Here is a 13494-nt window from a genome sequence, read left to right on the forward strand (position 1 = left end):
AAATAAAATTAATTATTTGTACAAAAAAAAATGAAAATTAACACAATAAAAAAAACTAAGTTGATGGTAACTTTTTTCTGTATTTTTGCGTTAATGTAGGGATTTATTTATAAAGAAAGAGTTTCTATGATATTTTTTTGTATAATATTTATATGTTTGATAGTATCGGGTCAAAATACATTTTCGGCAGAAAAAGTGGCTGTTGCAAAGAAAAGAGAAAGTAACATTCACATAGATGGCAAGTTGCTGGAAAAAGACTGGCGACAAGCAATTCCAATTTCTGATTTTACAACAAAAGATCCAGTTGAAGGTGGCTCGCCAAGTGAGAAAATAGAAGTAAGATTTCTTTACGACGAGGATTATTTGTATATCGGGGCGCGAATGGAAAGAAAAAATCCTGAAAAAATACAGGCGTACGTTTCAAGAAGAGATAATATGAGCAATTCAGAAAGGATAATAATAATATTAGATACATATAATAATAAGCAAACGGCTGTTAGCTTTGCAGTTACAGCAACAGGAGTTAGAGCAGATTACTTTCACGCAACAGACAGCGAAGGAGACCGGGATTACAACTACAATCCTGTATGGGAAGCACGGACAAATATTGACAGTCTTGGCTGGACAGCAGAATATGCGATACCTTTTAGTCAGTTGAGATTTCCGAATGCCGATACACTTGTTTTTGGTTTGAACGTCAACCAATATACGCCGACGACACAAGAAGACGCCTATTGGGTGATGATACCAAAGAATCAATCCGGGTGGGCATCGCGTTTTGGAAAACTTGTCGGAATTGAAGGCATACGCAAAACACGCAGAATTGAGTTATTGCCATATGTAAGCACAACATTAGAGAAGAACCCCAATATATCAAGCAATCATCCATATTTTAATGAATGGGACTGGAGAAAATCAGTCGGGGTAGATTTTAAAATGGGGTTTGGACCGAATGTTACGCTTGATGCAACGATTAACCCGGATTTCGGACAGGTGGAGGCAGACCCTTCGGTAGTAAATTTATCAGAATTTGAAGTTTATTACGATGAGAAAAGACCATTTTTTATTGAAGGAAACCAATTATTCAGAAAAACAAATGTTGATTATTATTATTCGAGGAGAATAGGCGAGCCACCTGCATACAGATTGTATTCACAATATGCGAGAAATCCCCTGTTTTCAACAATACTTGGTGCTGCAAAAATCACCGGACGTTCATCTGATGGATGGTCTTATGCGGCATTGACGGCATTTGTCGATAAAGAATACGGGAAAGACTATGATACAGTATTGCACAAAAAAACGCAACAGATTGTATCGCCATATTCTTTATATAGTGTAGTGAGGGCTCAGAAAGAATTGGATGAATCGGGGTCTTTTTTCGGTGCTATTTTGACAGCTGTGAACCGTCAAAACAGCGAGGACTATTTGCACAAATATTATAATGATGCTGCATATTCGGGTGGAATAGACTGGAATATATTTTTGTTCGACAAAACTTATTCATTTTATGGGAATCTTGGATTTTCGGCAATAAATGGCACAAAAGAAAGAATTACTATTATTCAGACGAGCATTACGCAAAATTTTCAAAGACCCGATGCAAAGCATTTATCTGTGGATACTAATGCTAACTGGCTAACCGGATTATTAGGAAGAGTTGGATTTAAGAAAATTGCAGGAGAACATTGGATTTGGACTGCTGAATACTATACGGAAACTCCTGGGCTGAACTTTAACGATTTTGGCAAACTGCAACACGCAGACGAACACAAATTTTACTTTGGAATTACATACCGGGAAAATAAGCCAAGCGATTATCTATATTCATATTACTTAAATGCTTATTCAAGTTACGTAATGAATTGGGATTATGAACAAATACAAAATACGATTGGAATGTCGTATGGAGTAACATTTTTGAATAAATATTCTATTGAAGGTGGTTTTTATTACCTGCCGCATTATTTTAGTGATACCAAAACACGAGGTGGTATGATGGTGGCATTAGCTCCATCATATAATCTCTATGGCAGTATAAGCAGTGATTGGTCCAAGCCAATGCAATACAGTGTGGATTATAATTATTCCTGGGCACTCGACAACACAAAATATTCGAGCATAAGCACTTATTTATTCCATAATTTTGATAGAAGCAAAATAAGTATTGATTTTTCATATTCACAGGAAATTGACCCAAAAATATATTTAGGTTCCCGTGATAATAATAATCCTGAGACTTATAACAAACGATATATATTTGGAGAAATCAGGCAAAAAACTTTTTCGACATCATTGAGAATAAATTATGCTATTTCTCCTGATTTCACATTTGAATCGTATTTTGCTCCGTATTTCACAAACGGGAAATATTTATCTTTTGGAGAAGCATTGAACAGAAAAAATTACGCATTAAAAGTGTATGGAAAATATTCAGGGACATCAATAGAAGAAAACGAAAATTATTATAAAATTGCAGATGGAAATGATGAATTTAATATTGGAAAGCAGGATTTTTATTTCAAGTCGTTTCGTTCGAGTGTGGTAATAAGGTGGGAATTTTTGCCGGGTTCTCAGTTATATTTAGTTTGGCAGGTAAACGACTCAAGATATGACAAATATCAAAAAATAATGTTAGACGATTTTTCAGATTTATTAGGAAGAAAAGCCCGCCATTCGTTTATGATGAAAATTTCGTACTGGTTTGCAAATGTTTAATAAAAAAATAATTAAGTAAGAAAAATTATATAATTTTGTATTAATTGTTTAACAAAAATTAGAAAACTATGTTAGATTTAAAATTCGTTCGCGATAATATTGAGCTTGTCAGGCAAAATATTATTAATAAAAATGAAAGTGCAGACGTTACAGAAATACCAAGACTTGATGAGAAGAGACGTTCAATTATTCAGGAAGTCGAGAGGCTAAAAAATTTACGGAACGTTGTATCGAAAGAAATAGCTGAGTTGAAAAAACAAAAACAACCTGCCGACGATAAAATTGAAGAAATGAGAGTTGTTTCCGACAAGATAAAAGAGCTCGATGATGAACTTCGCAACATAGAAGAGGCAATACAGCAAGTTCTTATAAGAATACCGAATATGCTTCACGAGAGCGTTCCGGTTGGGAAAAGTGCAGATGAAAACAAAGTTGTTCGCACTTGGGGCGAGCTCAAACAGCAAAAAATCAAGAAGGATCATTTGCAAATAGCAAAGGATCTGGGTATAATAGATTTTGAGCGTGGAGCAAAAGTTACAGGCGGAGGATTTGCTTTTTACGTTGGCAAAGGAGCTAAATTAGAAAGGGCATTGATTAATTTTATGATTAATTATCATATTGAGAATCACGGTTACACAGAACTTATGCCACCATTTGTTGTAAATCGCAATTCAATGTTTGGGACCGGACAACTTCCCAAAATGGCAGAAGATATGTATCACGATGCGGCTGACGACATTTTTCTGATACCGACAGCGGAAGTGCCAATAACAAATTACCATAATAACGAAATTTTGCGTGGCGAAGATTTACCAATAAAATATGCCGGATATTCACCTTGTTTTCGTCGGGAAGCCGGGAGTTACGGCAAGGAAACACGCGGATTTTTACGAGTTCATCAGTTCAATAAAGTTGAAATGGTAAATTTCACAAAGCCAGAGGACTCATACGACAGATTAGAAGGATTGGTAGGCGAAGCAGAGGCAATACTTAAAGCATTAGGTCTCCCCTATCGTGTTATTTTGCTTTGTTCGGGCGACACAAGTTTCTCAAGTGCAAAAACATACGATCTGGAAGCGTGGGCATCCGGTGAAGAAAAATGGTTAGAAGTTTCGAGTTGTTCGAATTTCGAAGATTTTCAGGCACGAAGAGCACAAATTCGATTCAAGAGGACACCGGATTCGAAACCTGAATTTGTTCATACATTGAACGGAAGCGGTTTGGCAACATCGCGAATAATGGTAGCAATACTTGAAAACTATTTGCAAGAAGACGGGCACGTGCTTGTTCCGGAAGTATTGCGTCCGTTCTGTGGATTTGATGTTATTTAATTAATAAACAGATATGAGTTTTTTTGAATTAATAAAAACCGACGCCGAGACAAAAGCTCGCGTCGGTATTTTGCATACAGACAATGGAGATATACCCACGCCAATATTTATGCCGGTTGGCACACAAGGCACTGTGAAAGCATTGGAGCAGAGAAATCTACTCGAATTAGACGCTAAAATAATTCTTGGGAATACATACCACCTGTATTTGCGTCCGGGAATGGATGTAATGAAGCATTTTGGCGGATTGCATAAGTTCATACGTTGGAACAGAGCCATATTAACCGATAGCGGAGGCTATCAGGTATTTTCTTTGCAGGATTTGCGCAGGATTTCGGACGAAGGAGTTGAGTTTCGTTCTCATATTGATGGTTCACGGCATTTTTTTTCGGCAAGGAAAGTAGTTGAAATTCAAAAGATATTAGGTTCTGATGTGATGATGGTGCTTGATGAATGCGTTCCTTACGGAGCAGACGAACAATACACAAGGCGTTCGATGGAACTTTCGTATCGTTGGGCTGTGGAAAGTCGCGAAAATTTCAAATCAATACCACAAATGTGGGAGCACAGACAATTCCAGTTTGCAATTTGTCAAGGCGGAATGTTTTCAAATCTGAGAAAGGAATATGCTGAAAGAGTAACTCAGCACGATTTTGATGGGTTTTCGATTGGTGGACTGTCTGTAGGAGAACCGACTGAACTGATGTATGAGCTTACAGATTTAACAACAGATATACTACCGAAGGAAAAACCGCGATATTTAATGGGAGTTGGGACACCAGAGAACATACTTGAAGCAATAGAACGCGGAGTAGATATGTTTGATTGTGTTCTTCCAACCCGGAACGCAAGAAATGGACAACTTTTCACGACACAAGGTAAAATCAATATCAGGAATCAGCAGTATAAATATTCGGACGAACCGATAGATCCGTATTTCAGCGACAATGAAAATTATACTCTCGGTTACCTGCGTCATCTATTTATTTCAAAAGAAATATTAGGATTAATTTTGGCGACACGGCAGAATATACGGTTTTATTTATGGTTAGTGCGAACCGCCCGGGAAAAAATACTTACGGGGGAATTTCGTCAATGGAAAAAAGAATTTTTAAGTAGTTATTTAGAAAAAAAATAATTATATTACATTTTTAAAAAGTAATTATTCACTATTCAAAATAAGGCTGAAGTATGTTAGAATTGGCAAATTTGCTAATGTTTGCACCTCCACCGGGTGGACAGCAAGGTGGAGCAGGAAGTTTTCTTCCGACAATTATATTTTTTGTATTTATGATTTTAATTATGTATTTCTTTATGATACGCCCACAGACAAAGCGTCAGAAAGAACATCAGAATATGCTTGCAAATCTGAAAAAAGGCGATAAAGTTGTTACATCTGCCGGAATACACGGGACAATCACTGAAATAGATGATAAAACAATAGTATTACAAATTGCTGAAAATACAAAAATTAAAATTGAAAAACACGCAATTACAGCAAAACTGTAAATTATAATTATTAATATTTAAATCTTTCATCATAGTAGATGAAAGATTTATTTTTTTATCTATATAAAAAATATGGAATACAAAATTAATACAATCGAAGAAGCATTGGAGGACCTCGCAAACGGCAAAATGGTAATTGTTGCCGACGACGAGGACCGAGAAAACGAGGGCGACCTTGTTGCAGCATCGGAGCTTTGCACTCCTGAAACTGTTACTTTTATGTCCAATTACGGACGTGGGCTGATTTGTGTATCTATTACAGAAGAGCGAGCCGCTGAGTTGGAGCTTGATGTAATGGTAAGAGATAATTCAGCGATACATTCGACTAAATTCACTGTATCGGTGGATTATGCTCACGGCACAACAACAGGAATTTCGTCTTTCGATAGGGCAGCAACAATCAGAGCTTTGGCAGACGCCCGGACAAAGCCGCAAGATTTGCTACGCCCGGGACATATTTTCCCGTTAATTGCAGTGAAGGAAGGAGTTTTGCGACGTGCAGGACATACGGAGGCATCTGTTGATCTGATGAGATTGGCAGGGTTGAAACCTTGCGGGGTAATATGCGAGATTATCAACGACGATGGAACAATGGCACGAATGCCTCAGCTAATGGGATTTGCAAAGAAACATAACTTAAAAATTATAACTGTAAAAGATCTGATTGCATACAGATTAAAAAGCGAAAGTTTAGTTCATTGCGTCGCGAAAGCGTATCTGCCAACTGAATATGGCGAATTTGAAATGTTTGCCTTCGAAAATGTTTATGACAGGAAAGAACACGTTGCGTTGGTGAAAGGAAGCTGGGAGCAAGATGAACCGGTACTGGTACGGGTGCATTCTGAATGTCTGACGGGTGATGTATTTGGTTCTTTGCGTTGTGATTGTGGTCCGCAATTGCATTATTCGATGAAACTGATAGAGAATGCGGGCAAAGGAGTTGTGCTATATATGAGGCAGGAAGGAAGAAATATTGGGTTGGTAAATAAGATACGTGCTTACGCATTGCAGGAAATGGGATTTGATACTGAGGAAGCCAATTTACAGCTTGGATTTCCGCCAGACGCAAGAGATTATGGGATTGGTGCTCAAATATTACGCAATTTAGGCGTTACCAAAATGAAGCTGATTACAAATAACCCCAAAAAACGTGTTGGCTTGGAAAGTTATGGAATAGAGGTTGTCGAGCTTGTTCCTATTGAAATTGAACCGAATGAAATAAATTATAACTACTTGAAAACTAAAAAAGAAAAGATGGGACATATTCTTCACAAGATAAGATAGAAAGGAAATAATTCATTAATAATAAAGGTGAAAAAATGTCGGAAACTATTTATCTAACAAAGGAAAGGATGCAAGAGATCGAAGAAGAACTTCGCTACTTGCAAATCCATAAACGAAAGGAAATTGCTGAGAAAATTGCAGAGGCACGTTCTCACGGAGATTTGTCTGAGAACTCGGACTATGATGCCGCAAAAGACGAACAAGCACTGTTAGAACTGCGAATTGCAAAATTAAGTCAGATACTTGCCAAGGCGCAAGTAATCAAAGCAGAGGAATTTCCAGACGACAAAGTGTATATTCTTTCTAATGTTACTATGAAAAATCTTGCCACTGGCGCAACTGTTACTTACAAACTTGTAAGTGCCGAGGAAGCTGATTTTGAGCAAAACAAGATTGCAGTAAACTCACCGCTTGGCAAAGCAATGATGGGCAAAAAGGTTGGTGAAATTGTTGAAGTAAAAGTTCCAGCCGGCGTCAATAGATTCGAAATATTATCAATATCTAAATAATCTTTTGGAAATATTTTTTAAAAAAAGAGGCTGCCTTTATTGAGACAGCCTCTTTTACTTTTAACAAGCATATTATTTGTTTGGTTTGAAGAGTTCATCATCGAATGGAACATTAAGTTCAAAATTATAATCATTAATCATTGTAATGATTGAAGATAAATTTTCGACACGGGCTGGGAACTTAACACCATCTACAGTAGTCCAATTAGAGAATTTAACAGTTAGTGGTGTTGGTCCTTGAGGTCCTTGTTCAATAGTTTCGTATTTATTAATTAAATAAGTGTTTTCGTCGAAGTAATAAGTAGATTGTACGTTGTTTGGAGAAGTAGCAACAGCAATAATTTCACCGTTTTTCTTGCCTTTGATTTCGACTTTGTATCCCATATCAAGCAGTTTGCAGGTGGCAAACGGAGTAGCCTCGAAGGTCAATTGTTCAAGCATCATTCCTTCGAGTTTTGAAGTTTCACTAAATGCGTTTACATAGCCCTGATTGCCATCAATCCAAATTTCTTGTTGCATCATTTGCATATCAAGTTTCATATACATTTTGTTAGGTGATTTAATAAATTGTGTAATTTCTCCTTCGATGGACTGACCGCCCAGATTAATTTTAGACTTTGCAATTTTTTTGATTGATTGAACATTACTGATTGCATCACCACCAAGAGCGCGGCGATGACGTTCCATAAGGTCTTTTGGGGACAAGGATACTTCATCGAGTTTTGCATTTGGACCGGAAAGCGGCTCTAAATCAATATTATAGTCGAAAACAGTGCCAAATTTTTCCAGCATTGGGCGAATAGATGGGTCGCCAACGGCAATAATTCGGGATTTTTGCGGATTTAAATACTGGTTGGCAACATATCTGATATTGTTTGAGGTAATTTCTTCCAAAATTTTTGTATAATTTTTGTACTGTTCGAGCGAGATACCCATAAAGTCAGCTTCCTGAATCAGAGAAGCAACGAAATCGGAATTTTCGAAAGATAGTTTATATTGTCCGATAACAAAGCGTTTCATTCTATTGAGTTCATCATCTGTTGGACCTTGTTCTGCAAGAGAGCTAAGTTGCTCGAAAATTACATTTATGGAAGAATCGGTTTTTTCACTATTGACATCAGCACCGCAAGCAAAACGGTTGATGAATTTGGAAGTAGTTAGGTATCCCCAGGGAGTATAAGTAAAGGAATATTTTTCGCGTAAAGTGCGGAACAACCGACCACCAAAGCCCGAACCGATAATTTTAGAAGCCAAATCGAGCGTAATATAATCACTGTGTTTATAAGGCAGAGCAAGATTTGTAACAATCAAGGTAGTTTGTTCGGAAGCTGGACGTTGAACAAAATAAATACCTAAAGGCTGAGGTTTTGGTTCCGGGATATTGATTTTAGGTGCATTGCCTTGCTTCCAGTCAGCGAAAGCTTTTTCGAGTGCGGGAATAATTTCTTTTTCAGAGACATCGCCAATAACAGCAAGAGTAGCGTTGTTAGGAATGAAATAAGTATTATAGAAATTTTGCACTTCTTTTACACTGATTTTTTGTAGAGAGTTTTCGTTTGCTTTGAGAGCGTATGGATGGGAATCGCCATAGATAACTTTGCGAGCAAGGGTTTGCCCAATTTGCTCTGGCTGAGATTTTTCGTATTGCAAGCCGGCAATCATTTGTTCGGTAAGCTTTTCCAGTTCATCTTTCGGGAAAGTAGGCTTGACAACAACGTTTTTGAAGACATCAAGAATAGTTTTGGTGTGCTTTTTCAATCCAGAGGCAGAAACAATGATAGCATCACCATTGGCACGAGCAGAGATAGAAGCACCGATACCGTCAATTGTTTTAGCAATATCGAGGGCATTCATTTTGCCGGCACCTTTGGTAAGCAGACCAGCAGTGAGTTCAGCAGTGCCGGGCAAATTGTTGTCCATAGAAGTGCCACCGGGGATAAGTAAACGGAAAGCAACTGTGGGTTGCTCTTTATCTTCGATGATAAAGACACGAAGACCATTTTTAAGTTTGTGAGTGGTATGATTCGGGAACTGAAACTCTTTTTCCGGAAGAGGTTCCGGACGAACGCTTCTATCTATCTGCGCATTTAGATTAATCATAATAACACTTAATAATATTAATAATCCAAATATTTTTTTCATTTCTCATCTCCTTATTAGCTCGATTTTTTAGGTATATATTGAAGAACAACCCGATTTTGAGTGCCTAAATATAGTTTTGCAACACGCTGAACATCTTCTTTTGCAACTGAGAGGAACTTTTTCAATTCATCATTAATAAGAGATGGGTCGTTGTAATAGCTATTGTAGCGGGCAAGAGTTTGAGCTTTTTCCATAACATCTTTTTTGCTAAAGATGAACTCAGATTCTTTAATATTTTTTGCTTTTGTGAGTTCATCGTCGGTAATTCCTTTCTCAATAATCTTGTTGATTTCTTTAAAAATAAGTTTTTCAATATCCTCGATTTTCTTATTAGGAGCAGCAATAGCGTAGAAGGCAGCCATTCCGGATTTTTCGAGAGAAAATGGAAAAGCTCCGGCTTGAGCGGCAAGCCTTTCTTTATCGACAATTGTTTGATAGAGGCGTGAGCTTTCGCCAGCAGAGAGAATATCGAGCAAAATTGTCATCGGATAGTAGTCTGCATCACCAATAGCTGGTGCGCGAAATCCAATAAAAATAGCGGGAAGTTGTGCTTTTTCATCATCAATTTTTTTGCGAACCTCACCCTTCATTGGTTCAATACGAAAATCAAACCTCTTCGGTTGAGGTGCTTTCGGAAGCGAGCCAAAATATTCACGAACATACTTGCGAGCTTCATCAATATCAATATCGCCGGCAATTACTAAAGTTGCATTGTTGGGCTGATAGAAGTTATTATAAAAATTACGAAAATCTTCGATTGAAGCACGGCGAAGGTGTTCCTCTGAACCCAGAGTAGTCCATTGGTAAGAACTTCCGGGGAAAAGAGCATTGCAAATTTCATCAAGAAGAGTGCCATAGGGCTGATTGTTGCGACGCATTTTAAGTTCTTCGATTACAACACCGCGTTGAGTTTCTACTCCGACGGGTTCAAGAAGCAACCCACGCATACGTTCGGATTCAATCCAAAGGGCAAGTTTAATTTCGTTTGAGGGCAGACGAAGATAATAAACAGTTTCGTCGAAAGAAGTATGGGCGTTGAGGTCGCCACCGGCTTCCTGAACGTATTTGTCTATTGAGGCACGAGGAATATTGGTAGTAGCTTCGAACATAAGATGTTCGAAAAGGTGAGCGTAGCCGGTTTTATTAGGGTCCTCGTCGCGGGAGCCAACCCGGTAATGAACTATTGTTGCTACAACCGGAGCGGAACGGTCGATATGATAAATAACCTGCAAACCATTTTCGAGAGTGTCCTTTGTGAACTGGATTGGTCTCATATCACACATAGCGTTCTGCCCTCCAACAACTAATAAAAGAGTAAAAAGCGGAAGAATTTTCCTTAAAATTTCATTTCTCATAAAACTTCCGAAAAAAATTAACATAAAGATATACAAAATACGTAAATTCAGTCTAAAAGTTGCGAAAAAACAAAAAAAAGAAATCGCCTGTGAAACGATTTCTTTTGTTATTGGGGCGATCTACGGGATTTGAACCCGTGACACCCAGAGCCACAATCTGGTGCTCTACCGACTGAGCTAAGACCGCCATCTTAGAATTACAAAATTAATGTGATTTTTTGAATTTTACAACTAAAATTTCTTAATCCGGAAATGACAGTATGGTTTGCTACCGGTTTTATTGTAATAGTCTTGGTGTTTTTCTTCGGCTTCGTAGAATGGCGCAGCCGGAACAACCTGAGTAACAACATTTAGCCCTTTTTCTTTGAGAATATTTATTAATTTCTCAGTAGTCTGCTTTTGTTCCTGGTTCAAATAGAAGACGGCAGAACGATATTGCTCGCCGACATCTGGACCCTGCCGGTTAAGCTGAGTAGGGTCGTGTATTTCAAAGAATAGTTTGCATAATTCTTCGAAATTTGTTTTTTCGGGGTCGAAAATTACTTCGATTGCTTCGGCGTGTCCGGTTGTATTGGTGCAAACTTCCTGATAAGTCGGATTAACAGTGGTGCCGCCGGTATATCCAACGCGGGTTCTGAGAACTCCGGGGGCAGTTTTAAAATAATATTCAACTCCCCAGAAGCAGCCAGCTGCAAAAATAGCTTTTTGTGTTTTCGACACATTTTCGAAAGGGACAAAGTCGAGCGATAGAGAATTGACACAATGACGAACATTTTTTGGTGTAAGTTGCTCTCCTAAGAAAACGTGTCCAAGGTGAGCCCCGCAATTGGAACAAAGGATTTCAGTGCGTACACCATCGGCATCAGTTTGACGTTGTATTGCATTTGGAATTTCATCATCGAAGGAGGGCCAACCACAATGCGAAGCGAATTTATCATCAGAACGAAACAATGCAACTCCACATTGTTTGCAAAGGTATGTGCCTTTCTCAAAGAAATCGTTATATTTTCCGGTGAATGGATATTCCGTCCCTTTATTAAAAATAATTCTTTGCTCTTCAGGTGTTAAAGAAGTGTTGTTTATCATTTGATTCTCCGAAATAGAATTTAAAAGTAAAATTTCGAAAAATATAAGAAATAATTCAAACATAATTTAATTAATACTTAGTTTTTTAACGTAAATTCAAATAACCTAATCTATGATAAGTTATAAAGCTCGCATCCGCAATTCATCGAAAAATCGCTGATGTTCGATTGATAATTTATTGATTAGTAACATTAATTGTAAGCTAAGTCAATATCAATAGAAACAATCCAAAGACTTCATCACTTATCATTAACAATTGTCTAATTTCTGCAAATCAATTGTATGTTTTGATCAGTCAAGATCAATTTTATTTTTATACAGGACATTATTATTTCTATCAACAATCTGCACTGGAAGAGGCATATTGTCGATCAAGCCAACAAGTCTATCCAACGAAGTGTTGATTCCTTCTATCAGGCGACGGAAGTCCCCCAGATGACGGGTGCCATTTGCCCGATAGGTTATTTTGCCTTCGGAAGTATTATCAACCAATTCATAGGTATCTCTTATCAATAAATTGATCGCATCAATACACTGGTTAATGTTGTTTTTGATCTCGTTGAAGTCGCCACGATATTCTTCCACTATCTTTGGTGGGATATCACCCTTAGAGATACGATCGATATATTCAGCGGTTACGTTCAATGGTTTAATAATAGCATCCAGAGTTTCGTTTAATCCTTTAATAATATTTTTGTATTCTCCGTTATATTCGTCTTCTCTGCCTCGTGAATCGAGATGACCATTGATTGCTGCTATCTCTATTTTATGAATTTCTTCAACTAAACTTTTAATATTATTACGCATAATTTTCATTGAATTCAGCAAATCGCTTGTTTCATCTTTAGTTTTCACCTCTAAATCCACATCCATAAAACCATTTGCAATTTTGTTTGCAGCGTCTACAGCTTTCCGAATAGGCGTAGTAATTGATTTAGTTAAATAAATACTAATAAATATAGTAACTAAAATAGCGAGAACACCTAAGATAATCATTGTCCGAAGCTGTGCTTCATACAATTCTTCAGATTGTTTTGCAGTTTTATTAAATTCTTCAGTTTCGTATCGAATAATCTCACTGATTTTTTCAATATAAAGGTTTGTATTATAGCCGAAATCACCAAAAAGAACATTCTCGATAGGCTCTAAGTTATTTTCTTCGAGATATTTTAAAATTTGATTGCGACCATCAGAATACTTTTTTCTAATCGCCACTAAATCATTTAACAAAGATTTTCCTTTGCTATCTGTAACATATAAAGTTAATGAATCAAGTCTCGAAGAAACAGTTGCCCGAGTGCCTTTAAGCTTTTCTAATTCTAGTTTTCTTAAATCTAAATTTTTCGTAATGATAGCATTTCGAAGATATATTGCGGCAGATTTTAAATTATCTATTACTTCATTTGACCAGGTAGTTTTTCTAAAATGCTCATAGGTTAGTGCCTGAATTTTTAAATTTAATTGGTTGGATACATAAATACCAAGTATTATCATTACTAATAAGAATAATCCTAAAGTTGCATAACTAATAGTGAGCTTGGTCCCAATTTTCATAGATCA

Annotated in this window: 10 protein-coding genes and 1 tRNA gene; 6 read left to right on the plus strand and 5 right to left on the minus strand. The window is 37.2% G+C overall.

The genetic code is table 11. The features are described 5' to 3' along the window. Window positions 1-126: 126 nt before the first annotated feature. From ACY2LT_RS05595 to greA, 6 genes are all read left to right on the plus strand, one after another. Window positions 127-2718 (plus strand): DUF5916 domain-containing protein, encoded by a 2592-nt coding sequence (locus ACY2LT_RS05595; protein WP_491814401.1) that lies wholly within the window; start codon window positions 127-129, stop codon window positions 2716-2718. Window positions 2719-2786: 68 nt separating this feature from the next. Then, window positions 2787-4049, plus strand: a complete 1263-nt coding sequence (serS, locus tag ACY2LT_RS05600) for a serine--tRNA ligase (RefSeq protein ID WP_491814402.1) — start codon at window positions 2787-2789, stop codon at window positions 4047-4049. Between the two features lie 13 nt (window positions 4050-4062). Beyond that, entirely contained in the window at window positions 4063-5187 is a 1125-nt protein-coding gene (gene tgt, locus ACY2LT_RS05605; RefSeq protein ID WP_491814404.1) for a tRNA guanosine(34) transglycosylase Tgt, read from the plus strand. Between the two features lie 53 nt (window positions 5188-5240). Then, the gene (gene yajC, locus ACY2LT_RS05610) at window positions 5241-5558 is read left to right on the plus strand and encodes a preprotein translocase subunit YajC (protein ID WP_491814405.1); all 318 of its coding nucleotides are present in this window, start codon (window positions 5241-5243) and stop codon (window positions 5556-5558) included. A 72-nt stretch (window positions 5559-5630) separates the two neighbouring features. Next, entirely contained in the window at window positions 5631-6842 is a 1212-nt protein-coding gene (locus ACY2LT_RS05615) for a bifunctional 3,4-dihydroxy-2-butanone-4-phosphate synthase/GTP cyclohydrolase II (RefSeq protein WP_491814406.1), read from the plus strand. Between the two features lie 35 nt (window positions 6843-6877). Beyond that, the gene (gene greA, locus ACY2LT_RS05620) at window positions 6878-7351 is read left to right on the plus strand and encodes a transcription elongation factor GreA (protein WP_491814407.1); all 474 of its coding nucleotides are present in this window, start codon (window positions 6878-6880) and stop codon (window positions 7349-7351) included. Window positions 7352-7423: 72 nt separating this feature from the next. Here greA and ACY2LT_RS05625 read toward each other — a convergent pair whose 3' ends face one another. The 5 genes from ACY2LT_RS05625 to ACY2LT_RS05645 form a co-directional block, all read right to left on the minus strand. Then, entirely contained in the window at window positions 7424-9493 is a 2070-nt protein-coding gene (locus tag ACY2LT_RS05625) for an insulinase family protein (protein WP_491814408.1), read from the minus strand. Between the two features lie 14 nt (window positions 9494-9507). After that, complete coding sequence (locus ACY2LT_RS05630; protein ID WP_491814409.1) at window positions 9508-10848, minus strand: M16 family metallopeptidase; 1341 nt, start codon at window positions 10846-10848, stop codon at window positions 9508-9510. A 111-nt stretch (window positions 10849-10959) separates the two neighbouring features. Further along, window positions 10960-11035 (minus strand) — tRNA-His (locus tag ACY2LT_RS05635). Window positions 11036-11079: 44 nt separating this feature from the next. Continuing rightward, window positions 11080-11934, minus strand: a complete 855-nt coding sequence (locus ACY2LT_RS05640) for a bifunctional methionine sulfoxide reductase B/A protein (RefSeq protein ID WP_491814410.1) — start codon at window positions 11932-11934, stop codon at window positions 11080-11082. A gap of 291 nt (window positions 11935-12225) precedes the next feature. Next, a complete protein-coding gene (locus tag ACY2LT_RS05645; RefSeq protein WP_491814411.1) occupies window positions 12226-13488 on the minus strand; it encodes an MCP four helix bundle domain-containing protein in 1263 nt (420 codons plus the stop codon). Window positions 13489-13494 lie beyond the last annotated feature (6 nt).

The sequence above is a fragment of the Eximiradius proteiniborus genome (assembly GCF_058546985.1).

Bases quoted from the DNA above. Each gene is read 5' to 3' on its own strand.
- ACY2LT_RS05595 (WP_491814401.1), top strand. From the start codon at position 127: ATGATATTTTTTTGTATAATATTTATATGTTTGATAGTATCGGGTCAA.
- serS (WP_491814402.1), top strand. From the start codon at position 2,787: ATGTTAGATTTAAAATTCGTTCGCGATAATATTGAGCTTGTCAGGCAA.
- tgt (WP_491814404.1), top strand. From the start codon at position 4,063: ATGAGTTTTTTTGAATTAATAAAAACCGACGCCGAGACAAAAGCTCGC.
- yajC (WP_491814405.1), top strand. From the start codon at position 5,241: ATGTTAGAATTGGCAAATTTGCTAATGTTTGCACCTCCACCGGGTGGA.
- ACY2LT_RS05615 (WP_491814406.1), top strand. From the start codon at position 5,631: ATGGAATACAAAATTAATACAATCGAAGAAGCATTGGAGGACCTCGCA.
- greA (WP_491814407.1), top strand. From the start codon at position 6,878: ATGTCGGAAACTATTTATCTAACAAAGGAAAGGATGCAAGAGATCGAA.
- ACY2LT_RS05625 (WP_491814408.1), bottom strand. From the start codon at position 9,493: ATGAAAAAAATATTTGGATTATTAATATTATTAAGTGTTATTATGATT.
- ACY2LT_RS05630 (WP_491814409.1), bottom strand. From the start codon at position 10,848: ATGAGAAATGAAATTTTAAGGAAAATTCTTCCGCTTTTTACTCTTTTA.
- ACY2LT_RS05640 (WP_491814410.1), bottom strand. From the start codon at position 11,934: ATGATAAACAACACTTCTTTAACACCTGAAGAGCAAAGAATTATTTTT.
- ACY2LT_RS05645 (WP_491814411.1), bottom strand. From the start codon at position 13,488: ATGAAAATTGGGACCAAGCTCACTATTAGTTATGCAACTTTAGGATTA.